Origin of the sequence: Burkholderia sp. MSMB1459WGS, assembly GCF_001534535.1 — a bacterium.
Lineage (GTDB): Bacteria > Pseudomonadota > Gammaproteobacteria > Burkholderiales > Burkholderiaceae > Burkholderia.
In genome coordinates this window covers 44,365-64,488 of the sequence record NZ_LPMU01000013.1, presented here as the reverse complement: position 1 = coordinate 64,488, position 20,124 = coordinate 44,365, and the positions used below count along the sequence as shown (strand labels likewise).

Annotated in this window: 23 protein-coding genes and 2 pseudogenes; 7 read left to right on the top strand and 18 right to left on the bottom strand. The window is 65.6% G+C overall.

Annotation, left to right across the window (positions count from 1 at the left end; genetic code table 11):
- Positions 1–282 precede the first annotated feature (282 nt).
- The 8 genes from WT97_RS06075 to mltG all read right to left on the bottom strand — a co-directional run bounded on the left by WT97_RS06075 (position 283) and on the right by mltG (position 7,601).
- A complete protein-coding gene (locus WT97_RS06075) occupies positions 283–1,458 on the bottom strand; it encodes an AAA family ATPase (RefSeq protein ID WP_060353145.1) in 1,176 nt (391 codons plus the stop codon).
- A 43-nt stretch (positions 1,459–1,501) separates the two neighbouring features.
- Positions 1,502–2,674 carry a mechanosensitive ion channel family protein gene (locus WT97_RS06070; RefSeq protein ID WP_059506078.1) on the bottom strand — a complete coding sequence of 391 codons (1,173 nt, stop codon included), beginning with the start codon at positions 2,672–2,674 and terminating at the stop codon, positions 1,502–1,504.
- An 89-nt stretch (positions 2,675–2,763) separates the two neighbouring features.
- Positions 2,764–3,120, bottom strand: coding sequence for a Rap1a/Tai family immunity protein (locus tag WT97_RS06065; protein WP_059506076.1), 357 nt, complete (start codon positions 3,118–3,120; stop codon positions 2,764–2,766).
- 118 nt (positions 3,121–3,238) lie between these two features.
- Positions 3,239–3,949 (bottom strand): ankyrin repeat domain-containing protein, encoded by a 711-nt coding sequence (locus WT97_RS06060; protein WP_059506074.1) that lies wholly within the window; start codon positions 3,947–3,949, stop codon positions 3,239–3,241.
- A 43-nt stretch (positions 3,950–3,992) separates the two neighbouring features.
- Positions 3,993–4,772: a TatD family hydrolase gene (locus WT97_RS06055; protein ID WP_060033892.1), complete on the bottom strand. Its 780-nt coding sequence runs from the start codon at positions 4,770–4,772 to the stop codon at positions 3,993–3,995.
- A 141-nt stretch (positions 4,773–4,913) separates the two neighbouring features.
- The gene (locus WT97_RS06050; RefSeq protein ID WP_059506070.1) at positions 4,914–5,942 is read right to left on the bottom strand and encodes a DNA polymerase III subunit delta'; all 1,029 of its coding nucleotides are present in this window, start codon (positions 5,940–5,942) and stop codon (positions 4,914–4,916) included.
- A 19-nt stretch (positions 5,943–5,961) separates the two neighbouring features.
- Positions 5,962–6,582 carry a dTMP kinase gene (tmk, locus tag WT97_RS06045; RefSeq protein ID WP_034207505.1) on the bottom strand — a complete coding sequence of 207 codons (621 nt, stop codon included), beginning with the start codon at positions 6,580–6,582 and terminating at the stop codon, positions 5,962–5,964.
- On the bottom strand, positions 6,582–7,601 hold the full coding sequence (gene mltG, locus WT97_RS06040) for an endolytic transglycosylase MltG (protein ID WP_034207506.1): 1,020 nt from the start codon (positions 7,599–7,601) through the stop codon (positions 6,582–6,584). Before mltG ends, tmk begins: the two co-directional genes overlap by 1 nt.
- A 77-nt stretch (positions 7,602–7,678) precedes the next feature.
- Between mltG and WT97_RS06035 the strand changes: the two genes are divergently transcribed.
- Both WT97_RS06035 and WT97_RS06030 read left to right on the top strand, forming a co-directional pair.
- Positions 7,679–8,713, top strand: a complete 1,035-nt coding sequence (locus WT97_RS06035) for a folate-binding protein YgfZ (RefSeq protein ID WP_059790691.1) — start codon at positions 7,679–7,681, stop codon at positions 8,711–8,713.
- A gap of 76 nt (positions 8,714–8,789) precedes the next feature.
- Positions 8,790–9,632 (top strand): NRDE family protein, encoded by an 843-nt coding sequence (locus tag WT97_RS06030; protein WP_059790689.1) that lies wholly within the window; start codon positions 8,790–8,792, stop codon positions 9,630–9,632.
- 16 nt (positions 9,633–9,648) lie between these two features.
- Here WT97_RS06030 and WT97_RS06025 read toward each other — a convergent pair whose 3' ends face one another.
- The 4 genes from WT97_RS06025 to WT97_RS06010 form a co-directional block, all read right to left on the bottom strand.
- Positions 9,649–10,095, bottom strand: a complete 447-nt coding sequence (locus tag WT97_RS06025) for a GNAT family N-acetyltransferase (protein WP_059506060.1) — start codon at positions 10,093–10,095, stop codon at positions 9,649–9,651.
- 41 nt (positions 10,096–10,136) lie between these two features.
- Positions 10,137–11,096: an alpha/beta hydrolase gene (locus WT97_RS06020; protein ID WP_059790794.1), complete on the bottom strand. Its 960-nt coding sequence runs from the start codon at positions 11,094–11,096 to the stop codon at positions 10,137–10,139.
- A gap of 159 nt (positions 11,097–11,255) precedes the next feature.
- Positions 11,256–11,735: a PaaI family thioesterase gene (locus tag WT97_RS06015; protein ID WP_006483907.1), complete on the bottom strand. Its 480-nt coding sequence runs from the start codon at positions 11,733–11,735 to the stop codon at positions 11,256–11,258.
- On the bottom strand, positions 11,732–12,046 hold the full coding sequence (locus WT97_RS06010) for a Dabb family protein (protein WP_006483902.1): 315 nt from the start codon (positions 12,044–12,046) through the stop codon (positions 11,732–11,734). Before WT97_RS06010 ends, WT97_RS06015 begins: the two co-directional genes overlap by 4 nt.
- On the opposite strand from WT97_RS06010, the pseudogene WT97_RS35165 reads away from it, so the two are divergent.
- Together WT97_RS35165 and WT97_RS06005 are read left to right on the top strand one after the other, a co-directional pair.
- A pseudogene (locus WT97_RS35165) lies at positions 12,027–12,413 on the top strand (Arm DNA-binding domain-containing protein); the annotation flags it as partial. The gene WT97_RS06010 and the pseudogene WT97_RS35165 overlap by 20 nt on opposite strands.
- A 59-nt stretch (positions 12,414–12,472) precedes the next feature.
- Positions 12,473–13,444 carry a site-specific integrase gene (locus WT97_RS06005; protein WP_060353144.1) on the top strand — a complete coding sequence of 324 codons (972 nt, stop codon included), beginning with the start codon at positions 12,473–12,475 and terminating at the stop codon, positions 13,442–13,444.
- A 265-nt stretch (positions 13,445–13,709) separates the two neighbouring features.
- On the opposite strand, the gene WT97_RS06000 is transcribed toward WT97_RS06005, so the two are convergent.
- Entirely contained in the window at positions 13,710–14,558 is an 849-nt protein-coding gene (locus WT97_RS06000) for a hypothetical protein (protein WP_060353143.1), read from the bottom strand.
- A gap of 176 nt (positions 14,559–14,734) precedes the next feature.
- Between WT97_RS06000 and WT97_RS32275 the strand changes: the two genes are divergently transcribed.
- The 3 genes and pseudogenes from WT97_RS32275 to WT97_RS05990 all read left to right on the top strand — a co-directional run.
- A complete protein-coding gene (locus tag WT97_RS32275) occupies positions 14,735–15,190 on the top strand; it encodes a DUF4189 domain-containing protein (RefSeq protein WP_082751346.1) in 456 nt (151 codons plus the stop codon).
- Between the two features lie 453 nt (positions 15,191–15,643).
- Positions 15,644–15,826, top strand: coding sequence for a hypothetical protein (locus WT97_RS33985; RefSeq protein WP_156440213.1), 183 nt, complete (start codon positions 15,644–15,646; stop codon positions 15,824–15,826).
- Positions 15,826–16,218 (top strand): annotated as a pseudogene (locus tag WT97_RS05990) (chromosome partitioning protein ParB); the annotation flags it as partial. The gene WT97_RS33985 and the pseudogene WT97_RS05990, both read left to right, overlap by 1 nt.
- An 88-nt stretch (positions 16,219–16,306) precedes the next feature.
- Here WT97_RS05990 and arsN2 read toward each other — a convergent pair.
- The 5 genes from arsN2 to WT97_RS05965 form a co-directional block, all read right to left on the bottom strand.
- A complete protein-coding gene (arsN2, locus tag WT97_RS05985) occupies positions 16,307–16,735 on the bottom strand; it encodes an arsenic resistance N-acetyltransferase ArsN2 (RefSeq protein ID WP_060353141.1) in 429 nt (142 codons plus the stop codon).
- Positions 16,736–16,756: 21 nt separating this feature from the next.
- A complete protein-coding gene (arsH, locus tag WT97_RS05980) occupies positions 16,757–17,479 on the bottom strand; it encodes an arsenical resistance protein ArsH (protein ID WP_060353140.1) in 723 nt (240 codons plus the stop codon).
- Positions 17,480–17,499: 20 nt separating this feature from the next.
- Positions 17,500–18,573 (bottom strand): ACR3 family arsenite efflux transporter, encoded by a 1,074-nt coding sequence (gene arsB, locus WT97_RS05975; RefSeq protein WP_060353139.1) that lies wholly within the window; start codon positions 18,571–18,573, stop codon positions 17,500–17,502.
- A gap of 64 nt (positions 18,574–18,637) precedes the next feature.
- Complete coding sequence (locus WT97_RS05970; protein WP_060033872.1) at positions 18,638–19,132, bottom strand: arsenate reductase ArsC; 495 nt, start codon at positions 19,130–19,132, stop codon at positions 18,638–18,640.
- A 30-nt stretch (positions 19,133–19,162) separates the two neighbouring features.
- Positions 19,163–19,498: a helix-turn-helix transcriptional regulator gene (locus tag WT97_RS05965; protein WP_059506051.1), complete on the bottom strand. Its 336-nt coding sequence runs from the start codon at positions 19,496–19,498 to the stop codon at positions 19,163–19,165.
- Positions 19,499–20,124 lie beyond the last annotated feature (626 nt).

The window sequence follows — 20,124 nt, the reverse complement described above, 5'->3', positions numbered from 1 at the left end:
CACGTCTCCTGTGTCCTGTCCGTTGCGGTACGGCCGGCAGGGGGCCGCGCTTGCGCGCGCACGTCCTGCGTCCATCCCGCGCCGGCCGGCGCGGCACCAGCCGGATATCCCATTATTATTCGCGATCCCGATGAGCGGAACCGCCGGTCTTTCATTTTTTGGGGGTTGTTACAGACCGGATACATTCCGCAGAGCGGGCCCGGCCGCCTCGCATCGAGCCCGTTCGGGGCCGATCCGATGCCTTCGCGCGCCGATCGCGACCCAACGCACGCCATCAGGCCGTCAGCGCGACGGCCACTTCCACGCCGGCAGGTCGCGCGAGTCGGCATCGACGAGCGCGGTCGCGCCGAGCTGCTTGTCGAGCACCAGCGATTCGCAGCCGGCCTCGCGCTCGAGCGTCGCGATGAGCCGCGCCGCGTGCGACACGACCAGCACCTGCGAATGCCGCGCGGCCTGCGCGATCAGCCGGCCGAGCGCCGGCAGCAGATCGGGATGCAGGCTCGTCTCGGGTTCGTTCAGCACCATCAGCGCCGGCGGCCGCGGCGTCAGTAGCGCGGCCGCGAGCAGCAGGTAGCGCAGCGTGCCGTCGGACAACTCGGCCGCCGCCAGCGGCCGCAGCAGCCCCGGCTGGCGCATCAGCACGTCGAAACGGCCGCGGCCGCCCGGTTTGTCGATCTCGACCGACGCGCCGGGAAACGCGTCGTCGATCGCCGCGTCGAGCGCCGCCGCATCGCCGATTTCGCGGATCGTCTGCAGCGCGGCGGCCAGGTCGGCCCCGTCGTCCGCGAGCACCGGCGTATGGGTGCCGATGTGCGACTGGCGCGCCGGTGCCCGCGCATCGGTCCGGAAATGGTCGTAGAAGCGCCACGAGCGGATCCGCTCGCGCACCGCGATCATCTCGGGCGCGCCGGTCGGATCGGCGAACTCGGTCATCATGCTGTCGAAGCTCGCGACCGGTTGCGGAATCGTCCGCCAGTCGCCCGACGCGGTACGCACGCGAATCTGCGCGCCCTGCCGGTCGACCAGCAGCGTGGACGGGCGCGGCAACGCGCCGCCCCAGATGCATTCGCGCTTGATCACCGGATCGAGCGCGAACTGCGAGCTGCTCGGCAGCGGCAGGCCGAGATCGATCGAATAGCCGAAATCGTCGCACGCAAAGCCGAGCTTCAGGCTCACCGGCCCGTTGCGCACGGTGCCCGTCACCGGCACCTCGCCGGCCAGCATCGCGCGCGAGAAGCGCTCGGGCCCGGCCCACAACGTCGACGGCAAGCCGCCCTCGCGCGCGAGCGACGGGATCACGCGGCCCTGCGCGGTGTCGGCGAGCAGCCTCAGCGCGCGGTACACGCTCGACTTGCCGCTGCCGTTCGGCCCCGTGACGACGTTGAGCGCCGCGAGCGGCACGATGAGCTCGCGCAGCGAGCGGTAATTGGCGATGGCGAGCGTCTTCAGCGCGGTCATGGGAATGGGCGATGGGGCATGGCAGGCCGGCGCCGGGCCGCGTTCAGCGACCGTCGACGGCCTGCGGGTCGGCCGCGGTGTTGGCCGCCGTGCTGGCGGCAGGCGAGCGCGCGTGCGGCCGTTCGGGATTCGGCGCATCGGGCGCGGATTCGTGCGGATACAGCTCCATCCGGCTGCGCGGCAGGCATTGCGGATAGCGGTTCTGCAGATAGGCGATCAGCCCTTCGCGCACGCGGCAGCGCAGATCCCAGCACGACGACGAGTCGGCCGCGCTGACGAGCGCACGCAGTTGCATCGTGCGCTCCGTCGCGTCGGTCACCTGCAGCACCTGCACGCGGCCGTCCCATTCCGGCGCGGCGTGGACGAGCCGTGCGAGTTCCTCGCGCAGCGGCGCGAGCGGCGTGCGGTAATCGACCGACAGGTAAACGGTACCGATGATCTCCGCGCTACTGCGCGTCCAGTTCGTGAACGGGTTCTCGATGATCCACTGCAGCGGCACGACGAGACGCCGCTGGTCCCACAGCCGCACCGACACGAACGAGCCGGTGATTTCCTCGATGCGCCCCCACTCGCCCTGGATCACGACCACGTCGTCGAGCCGGATCGGCTGCGTGAGCGCGATCTGCAACCCGGCAATCAGGTTGCCGAGCACCGGCCGCGCGGCGATACCGGCGACCAGCCCTGCCACACCGGCCGACGCCAGCAGGCTCGCGCCGATCTGGCGCACGTTCGGGAACGTCATCAGCGCGGCGCCGGTGCCGATGATCACGATCAGCACCATCACGGTCCGCACGAGCACCTTGGCCTGCGTATGGACGCGCCGCGCCTGGAGGTTGTCGGCCGTATCGATCGGATGGGCCTGGATGATCGCGTCGCCGACGCCGGCCGCGAGCCGCACCAGCAGCCACGTGAGCGACACGATGGAGCCGACGGCGGCCGCGGTGCGCATGCCGCGCACGAACGACATGCCGTCGTCCGCCTGGAGCCACAGGAATTCGAGCGCCAGCAGCGCCAGCACGACGAGCGACGGCTTGTCGATGTAGCGCAGGATCGCGCTCATCAGCGGATACGGCTGCGCGACGCGTTTGACGATGCGTGCGCCGAGGCGGTGCACGACCGTGACGACCAGTATGACGATGACCGACACGCCCAGCGTGCCGAGCCACGAATGCAACGGCGCATCGGCGATGCGCTGCAGTTCCTCGATTGAAATCATCGGCGCCCTCGAGTGATGAAGCGCACAGGCTTCGTCCTGGATGCGTCGGCGACGTCCGGGCCGCGCACGCGCCCGGACACGGCGTCAGATCAGCTGCCGCTCCTGCAGGGAAACGCCTTGCCGAGACCGAGCGACACCGCGGTGCTCGCGTTGTAGTCGGCCAGCTTCGGATTTTCCGCGATGTACTTGCGCACCGCGTCCGTCATCTGTTGCGCCCGGATGTCGGGCGGCAGGCAAAAGTACTGACCGACGCGCGGCCCCGTGGTGCCGCCGATCGCATCGATCGTGTTGTAGACGCCGTCGGCGGCGCCTTCGATATAGGCCGCGCACGACGCCCGCGACTTGACGTCCGTCTTCGCGCACAGCCGGTCGAGATCCGCGCCCGTGAAAGCCGCCGCCGACAACGGCACGGCAAACGCCGCGGCACAAAACATTGCGCGCAACATGGTGTTCCTTATGTCAATGCGGCGGGGGACCGCCTGCTGCGTTGGCCGGTGCGGCGCCGGATGCCCTGTTCCGGCCGGAAGGCGGCCGGGCGGACAGGCGCCGCCGCACCAAAAACCGTTATTTTGCACTCTTTTGAGCATCTGCCGGCGTCGCCGCACCGATACGCGTCGTCCGCTTGCTCAGGATCTCGATCGCGTCCGGCGCGTTGTAGTGCTTCGCGAACTCGAGCGCGGTGATGCCGAGCTGGTTCTTCACCTGCGGATCGGCGCCCTGGTCGAGCAGCAGCGTGACCGTCGACGCATGGTTGCCGCGCGCGGCCATCATCAGCGGCGTCGTGCCGTTCGGCGACGCGGTGTCGATGTACGCGTCGTGGTCGAGCAGCACCTTGACGACCGCGTCGTGGCCGTTGGTCGCCGCGTAGTGCAGCGGCGCCCAGCCCTTCTTGCTGACTTCCGCGCCCTTGTCGATCAGCAGCTTGACGAGGTCGAGGTCGCCGTTCAGCGACGCGAGCATCAGTGCGTTTTCGCCGGCCTTGTCTTCCTTCTCGAGATCGACGTTCGGCGTCGTGGCGATCGCCGCCGCGACCTTGTCGGATTTCTCGCGTGCGGCGATCACGAGGATCGGGTCGCCGTTCGGCGCGAGCGTGTTCGGATCGAGCTTGCCGCTCTTGAGCTGCTTGCCGATATCGGCGATGTCGTCGAACTTGACGGCCTTGACGATCGCGTCGAGCGACTCGGCATGCGCGCCGGCGGCGGCGAACAGCCCGCTCGCGACGAATGCGGCCGCAACGAGTGCGCGTTTGGGCAGGTGGTTGGTCGGCTTCGTCATTGTTGTGGGCTCCTTCCCTGGGTTGTCGGCTGCGCGCCCGTCGTTAGCGGGCGATCTTGAACAGCCGGAAAAAGTTCTGCGTCGTCGCATCGGCGAGCACCTCGACGGCGATCCCGCGTTCGGATGCGATAAAGCGTCCGACATGGCTGACGTACGCAGGTTCATTCGGCTTGCCGCGATACGGCACCGGCGCGAGGTACGGCGAGTCGGTCTCGATCAGCAGCCGGTCGAGCGGCACGCGCCGCGCGACGTCCTGCACGTCGGTCGCGCTCTTGAACGTGACGATACCCGACAGCGAGATATGGAAGTTCTGCGCGAGCGCCTGCTCGGCGACCGGCCACGGCTCGGTGAAGCAGTGCATCACGCCGCCCGGCACGTCCGCGCGCTCCTCGGCCATGATTCGCAGCGTGTCTTCCGACGACGCGCGCGTGTGGACGATCAGCGGCTTCATCGTCGCGGTCGCCGCGCGGATGTGCGTGCGAAAGCGCTCGCGCTGCCATTCCATGTCGGCGATCGAGCGGCCTTCGAGGCGATAGTAGTCGAGGCCGGTCTCGCCGATCGCGACGACCTTCGGGTGCGCGGCCAGCTCGACGAGCTCCGCGAGCGTCGGCTCGCGCGCATCCTCGTGATCGGGATGCACGCCGACCGATGCGTACACGTTGTCGTGCGCTTCGGCGATCGCGAGCACGTCGGGCAGCGTCTCGAAATCGACCGATACGCACAGCGCGTGCGTGACGTCGTGCTCGCGCATGTTCTCGAGAACGGCCGGCAGACGATCGGCCAGGCCCTTGAAATTGATGTGGCAGTGAGAGTCGACGAACATCGTGTTTCCTGAATACGTGAGACGGGCGCTCATGCGCCCGCCGGCATGCGGCACCGGGCGACGTGGGCGGACCGGCCGGCCACGCTCGCGCCCGCGCGTGATCCGTTCATCGTTTCGCAACCCATCGGAAACAATGCCGGATCAAGCGAACATTTCCCGATATCCGAGAAACAATTCCTCGAATACGAGCCGTGCGTTGAGCGGATGGTTCTCGACCGTCCGCTGCCGCGTCACGGCTTTCATGAAGCGCGCGAATGCGTTCGCGTCGACCGCTTCCGCGCAGCGCGCCAGGGCGGCCGCGTGCATCGGGAAGTAGCGCGGCGCACCGGCCATCCGCTGGGCGAGCAGATCGTACAGCCAGCGCTGCAGCCAGCCGAGCACCAGCGGCACCGGCAGCTTCTGCAGCGTCTCGCCGCACGCGAACGGATCGCAGGCCGCACCGGCGGCCAGTTGCCCGAGCGTGTAGTCGCGCAGCGGACGGTTCTCGTCGCTCGCGAGCGCCAGCGCGGCGAGCGGCGCGCCGCCGGCTTCGGCGAGCAGCGCGCTGGCGTGGTCGACACCCTGCGCCGCCAGCCACGCGGCGGCGGCCTCCGGCGCCGGCACGGTCATCGGCCACTGGCGGCAGCGGCTGATGATCGTCGGCAACAAGCGGTCGATGCGCGCCGACACGAGCAGGAACACGACGCCGGGCGGCGGTTCCTCCAACGTTTTCAGCAGCGCGTTCGACGCGGCGACATTGAGCGCTTCGGCCGGATACAGCACGACGACGCGTGCGCCGCCGCGGTGCGAACCCACCCCGCAGAAGTCGAGCAGCGCGCGCACCTGCTCGATCTTGATTTCCTTGCTCGGCGCCCGCGTCTTCTTGCCGCCTTCGTCCGCGTCGGCCGGCTTCGCGTCGTCCGCCGCACCCGGCGCCTCGCCCGCCAGCGCCTCGGGCAGCACGATCCGGTAGTCCGGATGGTTGCCCTGCGAGAACCAATTGCAGGCCGCGCAGGCGCCGCACGGCTCGCCGTTCGGCTGCGGCGATTCGCACAGGAAACCCTGCGCGAGATGCTGCGCGAACTGCAGCTTGCCGATCCCGGCCTGACCGTGCAGCAGCAGCGCATGCGGCCATTGCGCGCGCAGTTGCTGCAGGCGGTTCCAGTCGTCGGTTTGCCACGGATAGATCATGGGGGGCGTTCCTTGCGGGTTACAGCGCGGCGAGCACGCGTTCGAGCTGCTGGCGGATCTCGGGAATCGATCGCGTCGCGTCGACGACCGCGAAGCGATGCGGCGCCTCTTCCGCGCGCCGCAGGTATTCGGCGCGTGTGCGGGTAAAGAACGCGTCAGACTCGCTTTCGAACTTGTCCGGCATGCGCGCGGCGCCGCGACGCTCGCTCGCGACCTGCGGCGCGACGTCGAACAACACCGTGAGGTCGGGCTGGAAACCGCCCTGCACCCAGCGCTCGAGCGTCTCGAGCTTGTCGCGCGGCAGCCCGCGGCCGCCGCCCTGGTACGCGAAGGTCGCGTCGGTGAAGCGATCCGACACGACCCAGTCGCCGCGCGCGAGCGCCGGCTCGATCACGAGCGCGAGGTGCTCGCGACGCGCGGCGAACATCAGCAGCGCTTCCGTCTCGAGATCCATCGGCTGGTTCAGCAGGATCTCGCGCAGTTTCTCGCCGAGCTGCGTGCCGCCCGGCTCGCGGGTGACGACGACCTGCCGGCCGGCCGCGGCCAGCCGGTCCTGGAGGCGTTCGCAGAACCATGACAGGTGGGTGGTCTTCCCCGCCCCGTCGATGCCTTCGAACGTGATGAATTTACCGCTCGCCATTATTGACCTCGTATGTACTTGTCCACGGCCTTGTTGTGGTCGCCGAGCGTGTCCGAGAACACGCTCGTGCCGTCGCCCTTCGCGACGAAATAGAGCGCGCTCGTCGGGGCCGGATTGATCGCCGCCTGCAGCGCGGCGACACCCGGCAACGCGATCGGCGTGGGCGGCAGCCCGCGTCGGGTGTAGGTATTGTAAGGAGTGTCGGCCTGCAGGTCGCGCTTGCGCAGACGGCCGTCGTACGCGTCGCCGAGCCCGTAGATCACCGACGGATCGGTCTGCAGCGGCATGCCGATGCGCAGCCGGTTCGCGAACACGGCGGCGACGAACGCGCGGTCGGCCGCATGGCCGGTTTCCTTCTCGACGATCGACGCGATCGTCAGCATTTCGTAAGGTGTCTTGTACGGCAGCCCCGGCGTGCGCGCGGCCCATGCCTCGTCGACGCGCGTCTGCATCAGGCGGTATGCGCGCCGGTAGATGTTCAGGTCGCTCGTGCCCTTGTCGAACAGGTAGGTATCGGGAAAGAACAGCCCCTCGCCGCTGCCGCGCTGCACCGCGCTGTCCGATGCGCCGATCGCGCGCAACAGCTCGGCGTCGCTCATGCCGGCCGTCGAATGCGCCAGATCGGGGTTCGCGTCGAGCTCCGCGCGCATCCGCTTGAAGGTCCAGCCCTCGATGACCGTCGCGACGTACTCGTTCACGTCGCCGCGCGCGATCTTCTGCAGCACGTCGTACGGCGTGATGCCGGTCTTGAATTCGTAGTTGCCCGATTTGAGCCGGCTCGACAGCCCGAGCACGCGCGTCATCGCGACGAAGGCGAGCGGCTCGACCGGCACGCCGCCGCGCTTGAGCTGCGACGCGACGCTCTTCACGCTGCTGCGCGGCTTGATCGTGACGTCGAGCGATGCCGAACCCAGCGACAGCGGCCGGGTCGCCCAGTAATACCCGCCGCCCGCGCCGGCAGCGGCCACAACGACGGCCAGCGCCACGATCGTCGCGGCGCATTTCTTCAGTAGGGACATGGAAACGTGACTCAGGTAAGACCCATATAATACTTGCTCGCCTCCGTCAAAGTCAGGGTTGACTGTTCCCTCATTCCATGAGCACACCGTTCGCTTCACCGGCTGCCCAGGCCGCATCTGCCTCGCTCCCCGTTTTCCCCCGCCCGTCCGCCGCCGATTTCGACGCGCCGGGCGCCTGCATGCCGCTGCCGCAGTTCGGCGTGATCGACGTGGCCGGCGACGACGCCGCGACGTTCCTGCACAGCCAGCTCACCAACGACATCGAGCATCTCGATGCCGGCAGCGCGCGGCTGTCCGGGTACTGCTCGCCGAAGGGCCGCCTGCTCGCGTCGTTCCTCGCGTGGCGGGCCGGCCACGGCGTGCGCCTGCTCGTGTCGAAGGACGTGCAACCGGCCGTGCAGAAGCGGCTGTCGATGTTCGTGCTGCGTGCGAAGGCGAAGCTGACGGACGCGAGCGACACGCTCGCGGTGGCCGGCTTCGTCGGCGACGTGCGCGCCGCGCTGTCGGGCATCTTCGATGCGCTGCCCGACGGCGTGCACGTGAAGGTCGACGGCCCGGCCGGCGCGCTGATCCGCGTGCCCGATGCGGCCGGCCGCAAGCGCTATCTGTGGATCGGCCCGCGCGCCGAAGTCGACGCGCGCGTCGCCGCGCTGGCCGGCACGCTGCCCGTCGTGTCGCCCGCCGTGTGGGACTGGCTCGACGTTCGCGCGGGCGAGCCGCGCATCACGCAGCCGGCTGTCGAGCAGTTCGTCCCGCAGATGGTCAACTTCGACGTGATCGGTGCCGTTAACTTCAGGAAAGGGTGCTACCCGGGCCAGGAAGTGGTGGCGCGCAGCCAGTACCGCGGCACGATCAAGCGCCGCACCGCGCTCGCGCACGTCGCCGGCGAGACCGATACGGTGCATGCCGGCGTCGAGCTGTTCCACAGCGACGACCCGGGCCAGCCGTGCGGGATGATCGTCAATGCGGCGGCCGCGCCGGCGGGCGGCGTCGACGCGCTGGTCGAGATCAAGCTCGCCGCACTCGACAGCGGCACGGTGCACCTCGGTTCGGCCGGCGGCCCGGCGCTCGCGTTCGATGCGCTGCCGTACGCGTGGCCGACCGAAGCGTGATGCACTGACAACCCGTTCGCGGGCCGGCTCGCGAGTCGCAGCCGGCGCGCGACGTTTCCTGCGAGAGATTCGCCCGATGTGCCTGATTGCCTTCGACTGGCAGCCTGATGCCGCCGCCGGTCCCGTCTTTACCCTCGCCGCCAATCGCGACGAATTCTTTCGCCGGACCAGCGCGCCGCTCTCGTGGTGGGAGGACGTGCCGGGCGTACTGGCCGGTCGCGATCTCGAAGCGGGCGGCACGTGGCTCGGCGTATCGCGCGACGGCCGCTTCGCCGCGCTGACCAACTACCGTGCGCCGTTCGACATTCGCGCGGGCGCGCCGACCCGCGGCAAGCTGGTATCCGACTTTCTCGGCGGCTCGTCGGTCGCCCCGCTCGACTATCTCGAGCAACTTGCCGAACATGCGGCCGTGTACAACGGCTTCAACCTGCTGGTCGGCGACTGGCGCCGGCGCGAACTCGCATGGTTCTGCAACCGCGCGCCCGAGGGCGAAAGCCGTGTCGCCGCGCCCGTCGCGATCGCGCCGGGCGTGCATGCGCTGTCGAATGCGCGGCTCGACACGCCCTGGCCGAAAGTGGTGCGCAAGCGCGCGGAGCTCGGCACGCTGCTCACCGACAACCCGACCCCGTCGCTCGACGAGCTGATCGCGCTGATGCGCGACCCGCACGTCGCCGCCGACGACGCACTGCCGCACACGGGCATTCCGATCGAGCGCGAGCGCGCGCTGTCGGCCGCGTTCATCGAAACGCCCGAATACGGCACGCGCGGCACCACGGCGCTGCGCGTCACGATGAAGGAAGGCGTGCGGCTGACGGTCGAGGTCAAGGAGCGCAGCGACGACGACGGCTCGCACCGGACCGTCCGCCCGGGCGCGTTCGAGCGCGCGTTCACGTTCGATATCGACACGACGCGGCGCTGAACGCACGCGTTGCGCGCTACGGCGCGCGCGCCATCTCGACGTGCGGCACGCCGGCTTCGACGAACGGCTCGCCGACCGTCGCGAAACCGTGCCGCAGATAGAACGACACCGCCGAATCCTGGGCGTACAGCCGCACGACGGCTTCGCCGCGGCGCCGTGCGGCGTCCAGCAGCGCATTCAGCACGGCCGATCCGACACCCTGCCCGCGCATGTCGGCCAGCACCGCGACGCGGCCGATCGTGCCGGACGGCAGCAACCGCCCCGTCGCGATCGCCCGGCGCAGCCCGGTCGCCGCATCGGTCCGGTATGCGACCGCATGCAGCGACAGCGGATCGTCGTCGTCGAGTTCCCATTCCGGCGGAATCTGCTGCTCCCGCACGAACACCGCGTCTCGGATCCGCGCAGCGTCGCCGCCCAGCACCGTCCAGTCGCCCGTTTCCACCACGCCCGCGCCGTTCGTCATCGCAGCTCTCCCGCGGCCTGCACGCCGTCGCGCGCTCGCCGTCAAACTTCGTCGAATGCAGCCTTCAGCGCCGCGACCGCATCGGCATGCGCGGCCCGCACCTCCGGCACGTAGCCGCCCATCTTGAAGAATTCGTGGATCATCCCCGGATAGCGGACCAGCGTGACCGCGTTGCCGGCCGCGCGCAACTTGTCCGCGTACGCGGCGCCCTCGTCGCTCAACGGATCGAATTCAGCCGTCGCGATCCATGCCGGCGCGACACCCGCAAACGACGGCGCATCGCGCGTGCCGTCGAGCGGCGCGAAACGCCAGTCGTCGCGGTCCGCCCGATCGCGCACGTATTGCGTGAAGAACCACTGGATCGTGTCCTGCGTCAGCAGGTAGCCGTTCGCGAGCCGTGCATGCGATTCGGTGTCCTGGTAACCCGTCACGCCCGGGTAGATCAGCAGTTGCAGCGCAAGACGAATGCCCGCGTCGCGCGCGAGCACCGCGCAGACCGTCGCGAGCGTCCCGCCCGCACTGTCGCCGCCGACGGCCAGCCGCGCGGCGTCGATGCCGAACGCGGCGGCCTCGCGATGCAGCCACTGCAATGCGTCGTCCGCGTCGTTCACTGCGGTCGGAAACCGGTGTTCGGGCGCGAGCCGGTAGCCGACCGACAGCACCGCGCATTGCGCATCGTGCGCGAACATCCGGCACAGCGCATCGTGCGTGTCGACGCTGCCGACCGTGAAGCCGCCGCCGTGGTAGTACACGAGCGCGGGCAGCGGCTCCGCGAGGCTCGGCTCGACCGGCAGATACAGCCGCGCACCGATCGTGCGGCCGTCCCGCGTCGGCACGACGCATGCTTCCACCGAATGCATCGGCGCCGGCGCGACGTCGAGGATCGGCGCGCTCTTCTCGTATGCGGCGCGCGCCTGCTGCGGCGTCTGGTGGTGATACGACGGACGTTTCGCGCGCTCGATCATGTCGAGCACCTGGGCGATCTTGGGATTCAGCGGCATCGGTGTGGACGGCGCCCGCGTGGCGCCGTGAACGGACAAGCATGACATGATGCCACGCGCGCGCCCGGCGGGCGCGACGCGCGGTGCACCGGCCCGCCCGCGCGCCAAAACGAGACGGCCCTGCGTCATCGAAGAGACAGGGCCGTGCGTGATGGATGCTTACGCGTCGCTCGGGCCGGGTTGAGCGTCCGGCGCGGTGCGCGAACGTTGCCGCTTGATGTCGCGGCCGACCGCGAGCCGCCGCATGTACTTGAACGTACCGAGCGCCTTCGCGACGAAATTGCCATCGCTGTCGCGCACTTCGCCTTCGCAGTAGGCCATCGTCGTCGAACGGTGCATCACGCGCCCGTAAGCGCGCAATTCGCCGCGGCCCGGCTGCATGAAGTTCACCTTCATCTCGACCGTGACGACGCCGACGCCATCGTCGGTCAGGCTGCGCGCCGCCATCGCGAGCGCGATATCGGCGAGCGTCATCGTCACGCCGCCGTGCGCGATGCTCCACGTGTTCATGTGGCGCTCCTCGAGCGGCAGCACGATCTCGCTCGCGCCATCCTTCGCGGACACGAGCTGCACGCCGAGCAGATCGACGAACGGGCTTTCGATCGACGGGCCTTCCGTCGGGGTTGCCGCGTCGCTCATCGTGCGTTGTCGACGATGTAGTCGACGCACTCGCGCGATTCGGCCACCGCGACGACGAATTTCTTCACTTCCTGGTGAACCGGATGCACCTGGTACGCGTCGAGCGCGGCCTTGTCGGCGAAATCGGAGACGAGCACGATATCGGCGGTCGCGTCGAGGCCCGGCGTCGCCACGCCGACGTCGATCTGCAGGGTGCCCGGCACGAGGTCGCGGCAGCCTTCGAGCTTCTCCTTCAGCTTCAGCGCGTTCTGCGCACGCGTCGCGCCTTCCGCCGATTCCTTCAACTTCCACATGACGATATGTCTGATCACTTCGTTCGCTCCTGTTCGTGTTGGTTTGCGAATTTCCACAAACCCTTACCAGTTGGTCGATCTATGCCCTTCCGCTGTTCGCTTACGTTCGCCTGAAATCGTGTCCAGCCGAGGAAAAAGGGGGCATCATTTCGACCATCCAGAGGCGATACCCCCTTTTTTCACCATGCCACTCACCGACATCAAGATCCGACAAGCGAAGGCAGGCGACAAGCCTACCAAACTTACCGACGGCAATGGACTGTATCTGCTGGTGAAGCCGTCAGGCTCCAAGCTCTGGCGTTACAAGTACAAGATTGCCGGGAAGCAAAACCTATTCGCGATTGGCGAATATCCCACGGTCAGCCTTCAAGACGCGCGCGCGGCGCGTGACGCTGCGCGCAAACTCGTCAAGAAGGGACTGCACCCACCACATGCGCGGCAGGAGTGCTATCGGCGCGTATCAACGAAGGCAAAGCAACTTTTCGCGCAGTCAGCGACAAGTGGCTGGAAAAGAAGCGGAAGACTTGGACCGAGCGGCACTTTGGCGAGATTCTGCGCATGCTCGAAGTCGATGCGTATCCGTACATCGGGAACCGCCCCATGCGCTCTGTTACCGCCCATGACGTGCTTGCTTTGATGCGCCGGGTCGAAGAGCGTGACTCCCCTTCCGTAGCCATCAAACTTCGCCTGTACGTGTCCAATGTGTTCCAGTATGCGGTGATCACACTGCGAGCTGATACAGATCCCGCGTCGGTACTGCGTGGTTCGGTCCTGAAACCTCCGACAGAGAATGCTCGGGCGTTGAGCCGTGAAGAACTGAAGAGGCTCTTTCGCGAGCTTCCGACCTACAAGAGCAGACGAACCGCGATTGCGATTCGATTGCTGATGATGCTGTTTCCGCGAACGATCGAGCTTTGCCGGGCGCGATGGGAAGAAATCGACCTGGGTACCGCCGAATGGAGAGTACCCCCGGAAAAAATTAAATCGCGACGCCTGCACATCGTTCCCCTTCCGACGCAAGCGGTGAAACTGCTGCGCGAGCTGCAGGAGATGTACGGAAATCGCGGGTATATCCTGCCAATTCTGCATCGCAATCGATTGCGCCCACACATGAGTCGCGCAACAACCAATCGGGCAATCGACTACATGGTTCCGGACAATCCTGATCCGATAACAGATCATGACTTTCGGGCAGCCGCGTCGACCAACCTCCATGAAATGGGGTGGAGGGACGAAGTGGTCGAAATGCAGTTGTCGCACAAAGACAAGGACCGGACTCGCTCGACGTACAACCATGCGAAGTATTTACCGGAGCGCCGGGAGATGATGCAAACTTGGGCGAATTGGCTCGATGACGTCGAAGAAGAGGCATTCCAAGATGAGGGTACCGCGAGCATCCCCATCAGCAACCGATGATGCAGCAGTACCTGCGCCGCGCCCGACAAGGGTCGGCAAACCAAGCTACGCCAGAAGTTGCGCTCACATTTCCCGGACCAAGCGGCTACTCAGCCGATTCGCCTATCCATCGCTTCGTCAAATTCGCGTCTGCCGTGTCGCTTCCGGTCAACTACCAGTCTTAAAGATTCGGTGGCTCTGTCATTAAGAGCTCAGTGTAGGTGTCCGCGCGGACACCTAGCTGCTGGCCTTTATGAGAAAGGCGTCATGATTGATCGCGTACGTTTCAGCAAGGCACCCGGCCACCGCCCATCATGCACCATCGCTGCATCTCCTGTTGCGGAGGCGCATACGGTAGTCCGGTCCTCGGATCGATGTGGTCATACTGCCCCGTGGGGTGTCGAGCCCTCCACGCGGCTTGGTCGGCATACTGTTGCTCGATCGCGGCTTGCTCTCGTGCCAGATCAGCCTTCTGCGCATCGTCGAGTTTCTTCGTCATGGTCACGAGCCGCGCGAACTTTGGATCGCGAACATCCTGCAGGGGCGGTAACGGTGGCGCAGGCGGCATGATGAGCACAGGGCCGGTGTATTTCGGTATCGGCAACTTGGACGGTCGGCCAAACTTTGCCGCCATATTCATCTCCCACAAAGCAGCGTCCATTCCGAGCACATGTTCGTAGTCGCGATTGACGACCGCCAGCGTGACCGGCCCGGACGGCGTCGGCAATGGCTGCAGGGAAGGTGGAAGCGTCTGTCGAGCCTCGGGATAAATGGTGCGGGCATAAGCGATTGCTGCGACGGAGTACTGCTGCAGCACTGCCTCGTACGCTTCCAGTATCTGCGCTCGACCATAGCCGCCAGGATTCTCAAACATCGGCTTATATGCCAACACTTTCTGGCTATACAACGCATTCGCATTCCGCTGCTCTGCGGCAAACCGTTCTTGAGGATCCGTCGGCGCAGACGCCGATAGGGGCGCACACCCTGAAAACACGCTGGCGACAAGCAATATCCCGACTGTCGCGCGCGCAAGCAACGAGCGTTGACGCGACATATCCGCGATCACCTGGTTGACCAAGGCGAGCGGCGACGAGAGTCGTGGGTTTGACGGTGTAATCTTGTGGGCCCCTGCCATGTGCGTCCCTCGTTGTGAGATGTTAGTTCGCAGAGTTTAGCGGAAACCTAGTCAAACGAGACCGATCGGTATACATTCCCCAAAAAAATGCGCCGCTGCCTTCCCGTAGACGCGGCGCAAAGGATGGAGAAAACAAGAAACTAGTGCGTAGCCTCCTCTTTACGGCAAGCATTGGTATGGCTCCGATCAGCCACGCTCAGATCTCGTGTCCACCAGGCACGATCGCTTATGGCACCGATCAGTCGACGAGCGTCTGTGGCCCGGCTCCACGCCAAGCACGCGGCAATTCACAGCAGCAACAGGCACCTGTCCGGTGGGAATCCCGGTGGGGAGCCATTGCCACCGACGGCAAGGTCGGTGCGCTGGGGACGTCGATGGGACTCGAGACCCAGCAGGCGGCTGAACGTGCCGCGATGGCCGACTGCGCCGCCAAAGGCGGCCCGCATTGCGAGATTGAAGTGTCTTTCTCCAACGGCTGCGGAGCGATGGTCGTGGGCCAAACCACGCACAACTCCAATTACGGCACCACGTTAGACGAGGCAACAGCAAAGGCGCTGAAGACATGCAACGCAGCCGACAGAGGCTGTCGCGTGTTCTATTCCGGTTGCAGCCTGCCCAGGGCGATCCAGTAAGTACGCCCAGCGGCAGCCCGCGCGAGACGGTCTGAAGGCTTGCGCCTAGCTTCCGCCGCGCACTCCTTGGTTGAAAGCGCCAATTCCTGATGGCGGGTCGACCAATTCAATTGCGTCGATCGATGCGCGCGTCAATGTTCTGTGTTTTGTGAAAGTCGCGCTCCAGCGGATCGAGATTTCATCTTTCGTTGCCTTCTCGATCTCCTTCCACTCCCCCGCTTGAGCATGCACACCGAGCAAACCCGACAAGGTGCTGAGCGGTAGCTGGTCACTCAGTTTAGGCAATCCCTGCAAAGCCGGAGAGTTTCCGAGTGCGGCAGGCGTCGTAGCTGACGTATCCGTTCGAATGTTCGGCGTGGGTATCCACATTCGATATGCCGATCGAATCCACAAGGTTGTTTCGAAATAAACTCGCTGCGCCTCTTTTTTAGTAAGCCGTGCATTCGAAAGCTCTTGCCCCAAAAGAATGTACGTTACACCAGCCGGCGCGAACTTCAGCCGATCACCGTATTTATGCCAGACTTGCCAATGGATTTTTCCCTCAAGCGCGCAGCGGATGTCGAGGTGTCGAACGCAATCGATAAAGCGAAGAAGCGTGGCAAGCCGCGGGTGGCGATACCGCAGGAGGTTGCGTAATGGACGATCGCACGCAACAGCTCGACCTCACCGCGCCGATCCCGACCGGCAATATCAAAGCCGCCGCAGCGGCCGGCGCAACGTCAGCGGACCTGTGGATGGTCCCCTACGACCAGCTTCACTACGACCCGTCCGACAATATTCGACCGGTTGATCCCGAGTGAGTGAAGCACCTCACCGCACTGATTATGGAAAACAGGTACGACAAGGGTTCACCGCTCCATTGCTACGCGCGGAAGGTCGCGGGCAAGGATCTGCTGTTCGTATACAAGGGACAGCACCGCTACCTTGCGGCCGGCAAGGCAATCGAAGCAGGCAAGGACATCGGCAAGATCCCGGTCGTCGTTCGTGACGCCAAGACGGTCAGGAGCGCCGCGATACACGTGGACGGAGCGAAGCAAGAAGCACACGCCGGCGGCGATTTGGCGGCCTTCGAGCGTCGCGACGATGCAGTTGCGTACGCAACGACCGCCGTAACGCTCAAAGAACCCGCAGCATTGAAACGGCCGATCCCGGACACATGCCCTGGAACTGGTGCGACGCGAGCACCGAAGACGGCACGTCCCGTCGTGCAACGCACACGAAACCCAGACGGGCAAAATAGTCCTCCGCGGTCGTTGTGAGCAGCACCAACGACCGCACGTCGAGGGAACGGCATGCATCCACCAGCCGCGACACGATGGCCCGCCCGACGCCGGAACCGCGCATGTTGGCGGCGACCGCAACGGAACGCAGAAGCGCGGCGTCACCGTAATACTCGACACCGCCGCATCCGCATACCGTCGAATGCTCGATCGCAACGACGAAACGTTGCACATGACCTGCGACGCCGGCGACCGGCAGGCCGCTCTGGCGCAGCAATGCTTCAATCGACGGCAAGTCGTCGACCGTGGCGCAACGGATCTCCATCCTGGCTCCTTCCGTCGGCCGCTAGATGCTTCGCTGATTCACACGCCGTGAAAGCGCTTCGGCGCTCTCCTTCCGCTCGCTGTACCGATCGACCAGGTACGGGCCGATATCTCTCGTCAGCAACGTAAATTTCACCAATTCTTCCATCACGTCCACGACACGATCGAAATAAGCGGACGGCTTCATCCGTCCCGCTTCGTCGAATTCCATGAAAGCCTTCGCCACCGACGACTGGTTCGGGATGGTCAGCATGCGCATCCAGCGCCCGAGCACACGCATCTGGTTCACCGCGTTGAACGACTGCGACCCGCCGCTGACCTGCATCACCGCGAGCGTCTTGCCCTGCGTCGGTCGCACGGCGCCGACCGACAGCGGAATCCAGTCGACCTGCGACTTCATGATGCCCGTCATCGCGCCGTGCCGCTCCGGCGAGCACCACACCATCCCTTCCGACCACATCACGAGTTCGCGCAGCTCGACGACCTTCGGATGACTGTCGGGCGCGTCGTCCGGCAGAGGCAGTCCGCTCGGATTGAACACGCGGGCCTCGGCGCCCATCGCCGTGAGCAAGCGTGCCGCTTCCTCGACCAGCAGGCGGCTGAACGAGCGCTCGCGGAGCGAGCCATAGAGCAGCAGAATCCGGGGAGGATGCGTCGACGCCGCAGCCGGCCGCAATTGGGCGGCATCCGGCACGCGGAACAGCGCGGTGTCGAGTTGCGGTAGATCGTTCATATCGTCGGTCATCTGCGGATTCTCCGGTGTACTCAGGCCCGATGCTCATACCAGCCCTTCGACCGGTTGACGACACGCACGACCAGCAACATCGCCGGCACCTCGACCAGCACGCCGACGACGGTCGCCAGCGCGGCGCCCGAGTGAAATCCGAACAGGCTGATCGCCGCGGCGACGGCCAGCTCGAAGAAGTTGGATGCACCGATGAGCGCCGACGGACATGCAACGCTGTGCTTCTCGCCGACCGTGCGATTGAGCCAGTAGGCCAGCGCGGAATTGAAGAACACCTGAATCAGGATCGGTACCGCCAACAGCGCGATCACGAGCGGCTGCGCCAGAATCGCCTCGCCTTGAAAGGCGAACAGGAGGACGAGCGTCGCGAGAAGCGCGGCGATCGACCAGGGAGCAATCCTCGCCATCGCGGCATCGAATGCAGCCGCGCCCTTGGCGAGCAGGTGCTTGCGCCACAGCTGAGCGAAGATGACCGGAATGACGATGTACAGCACGACCGATGTGAGCAGCGTCGCCCACGGTACGGTGATCGCCGACATGCCGAGCAGCAGCCCGACCATCGGTGCGAACGCGATCACCATGATGCTGTCGTTCAGCGCGACCTGCGACAACGTGAACAGCGGGTCGCCCCCCGTGAGTCGACTCCACACGAACACCATCGCCGTACACGGCGCCGCGGCCAGCAGAATCAAGCCCGCGATGTAGCTGTCGAGCTGGTCCGTCGGCAACATCGGTGCGAACAGGTGGCGAATGAACAGCCAGCCCAGGCATGCCATCGAGAACGGCTTGACGAGCCAGTTCACGACCAGCGTGACGCCGATGCCTTTCACGTGTCGACGTACCTCGTGCAACGCGGCGAAGTCGACCTTGACGAGCATCGGAACGATCATCACCCAGATCAGCAACCCGACGGGCAGATTGACCTGCGCGTATTCGATCCGGCCGATCTGCCGGAACAAACCGGGCAGCGCCCGGCCGAGCGCGATACCCGCGACGATACACAGCGCAACCCAGAGCGTGAGGTAGCGTTCGAAGAAATTGATGGCCAGCTTGGTAGCGGCCTTGTGCGGCGGGGCGGTGTTGTACGCGGTCATTGCACGGGATTCGGTCTCGAAGGCGTCGCCCGCCGCTCACGCCGGCGGGCCATCGTACGGGCGATCAATGTCGCGCGATATCGGTCAACGCGCGTTGAAGCTCGGCATTGCTCATGCGCTCGAGCGGCAACGCCAGCAACTGCAGCATGCGATAGCCGATCGCTTGACGCGTCAGGTCGAACGCAAGTCGCCTGCCTTCGTCGCCACCGGCCGCATTCGACGGATCGGCGTAACCCCAATGGACCTTGACGGGGCTGCCGGGCCAGTACGGACACGTTTCGGCTGCCGCACTATCGCACACCGTGATGACGACACGCATCTCGGGCGCACCGTCGCCGGCGAATTCGTCCCAGCTTTTGCTGCGGTATCCGTCGACGTCGACGCCGGCGTTCCTCAACGCCTCCAGCGCGAACGGGTTGACGCGACCGCTCGGCGCGCTGCCGGCGCTGTACGCCCGGACGTCCTTGCCGAGCGTCGCGGCCCAGAAATTGAGCATGCCCTCCGCCAGCACGCTGCGGGCGGAGTTGTGGGTGCAGAGAATCAGTACGTTCGTGGTCATGGGCGATGCACGCGCATGCGCGTCAGGGCGTCAGGATTGGCAGCGATCGGGCGTCGGGCACGCCGGCACCGGCGAACATGGATTCCCGCCGCAGCAGTTCTCGGTGAGGTAGGCCAGCAAGCCGTTCATCGTCGCGAAATTTCCGCAATAGAACACGAAGCGGCCTTCTTGTCGGCTCGTCACGAGTTGCGCATACGCCAGCTCCTTCAAATGGAAGGACAGCGACGACGGCGGCACGTCCAGCAACGTGGCGATCTGCCCGGCGGACATGCCTTCCGGCCCGGCCTGGACGAGCGCGCGGAACACGGCGAGCCGGGACTCATGCGCGAGCGCTGCAAGTGCAGCGATGATCTGGTTTGCTTCCATATTTCTATAATAGTCGAAATATGGAACTTTGCGTAGCGATTCGCGTGAACCACGGTAGCCGCCATGCCTGCCCGACCTGCCGGTTCCGATGAGCGAACGCACGATTCCGGTCGAACGGCAGGAACGCGAATTGCGCGGCCTCGTGCTCATCGCCCCGGTGCGAGCCGGCTCCTTGCCCAAAAAGGCGATACGAACATGGCGATTCCTTTCCTGCCCGGCATCAATCGCCGGCGCGACACGGTATTGTCGATCAGTTTCGTCACCGGATATCCGGAGTAAATTATCCGCATCCGTTAAATCGCACATTTTACCGGCGAGGCGGGTAATAATTGCGGCCAGCTTTTCAATTCAATATTCGAAAACCAAAACATTATTGACTTCGACTTTCCCGTAAATTTAGAATCGCCTACGACGGCTTACGTATCATCTTCTTCGCCGCCCCGGATTCGCCACTCACCCGCGCGAAGGGCTTGTGCATTGCCTTTGTCGCGGAGCATCGACGCGTCGCCCCTGTCGTTTCCAGCTTGCGGCATTTATCGGCCATTCGGCTATTTGCCAACCCATTTTCTTTTCGAAGAATCGCAACATCCCGATTAACTCCCGTCATTCGCCAGAATGAATACAAA

Bases quoted from the DNA above. Each gene is read 5' to 3' on its own strand.
- WT97_RS06035 (WP_059790691.1), top strand. From the start codon at position 7,679: ATGAGCACACCGTTCGCTTCACCGGCTGCCCAGGCCGCATCTGCCTCG.
- arsB (WP_060353139.1), bottom strand. From the start codon at position 18,573: ATGACCGCGTACAACACCGCCCCGCCGCACAAGGCCGCTACCAAGCTG.
- WT97_RS06070 (WP_059506078.1), bottom strand. From the start codon at position 2,674: ATGATTTCAATCGAGGAACTGCAGCGCATCGCCGATGCGCCGTTGCAT.
- WT97_RS06075 (WP_060353145.1), bottom strand. From the start codon at position 1,458: ATGACCGCGCTGAAGACGCTCGCCATCGCCAATTACCGCTCGCTGCGC.
- WT97_RS06020 (WP_059790794.1), bottom strand. From the start codon at position 11,096: ATGCCGCTGAATCCCAAGATCGCCCAGGTGCTCGACATGATCGAGCGC.
- WT97_RS06065 (WP_059506076.1), bottom strand. From the start codon at position 3,120: ATGTTGCGCGCAATGTTTTGTGCCGCGGCGTTTGCCGTGCCGTTGTCG.
- tmk (WP_034207505.1), bottom strand. From the start codon at position 6,582: ATGGCGAGCGGTAAATTCATCACGTTCGAAGGCATCGACGGGGCGGGG.
- arsH (WP_060353140.1), bottom strand. From the start codon at position 17,479: ATGACCGACGATATGAACGATCTACCGCAACTCGACACCGCGCTGTTC.
- mltG (WP_034207506.1), bottom strand. From the start codon at position 7,601: ATGTCCCTACTGAAGAAATGCGCCGCGACGATCGTGGCGCTGGCCGTC.
- WT97_RS06025 (WP_059506060.1), bottom strand. From the start codon at position 10,095: ATGACGAACGGCGCGGGCGTGGTGGAAACGGGCGACTGGACGGTGCTG.
- WT97_RS06000 (WP_060353143.1), bottom strand. From the start codon at position 14,558: ATGGCAGGGGCCCACAAGATTACACCGTCAAACCCACGACTCTCGTCG.
- WT97_RS06060 (WP_059506074.1), bottom strand. From the start codon at position 3,949: ATGACGAAGCCGACCAACCACCTGCCCAAACGCGCACTCGTTGCGGCC.
- WT97_RS06015 (WP_006483907.1), bottom strand. From the start codon at position 11,735: ATGAGCGACGCGGCAACCCCGACGGAAGGCCCGTCGATCGAAAGCCCG.
- WT97_RS05970 (WP_060033872.1), bottom strand. From the start codon at position 19,132: ATGACCACGAACGTACTGATTCTCTGCACCCACAACTCCGCCCGCAGC.
- WT97_RS32275 (WP_082751346.1), top strand. From the start codon at position 14,735: ATGGCTCCGATCAGCCACGCTCAGATCTCGTGTCCACCAGGCACGATC.
- WT97_RS06030 (WP_059790689.1), top strand. From the start codon at position 8,790: ATGTGCCTGATTGCCTTCGACTGGCAGCCTGATGCCGCCGCCGGTCCC.
- WT97_RS05965 (WP_059506051.1), bottom strand. From the start codon at position 19,498: ATGGAAGCAAACCAGATCATCGCTGCACTTGCAGCGCTCGCGCATGAG.
- WT97_RS06050 (WP_059506070.1), bottom strand. From the start codon at position 5,942: ATGATCTATCCGTGGCAAACCGACGACTGGAACCGCCTGCAGCAACTG.
- arsN2 (WP_060353141.1), bottom strand. From the start codon at position 16,735: ATGGAGATCCGTTGCGCCACGGTCGACGACTTGCCGTCGATTGAAGCA.
- WT97_RS06055 (WP_060033892.1), bottom strand. From the start codon at position 4,772: ATGTTCGTCGACTCTCACTGCCACATCAATTTCAAGGGCCTGGCCGAT.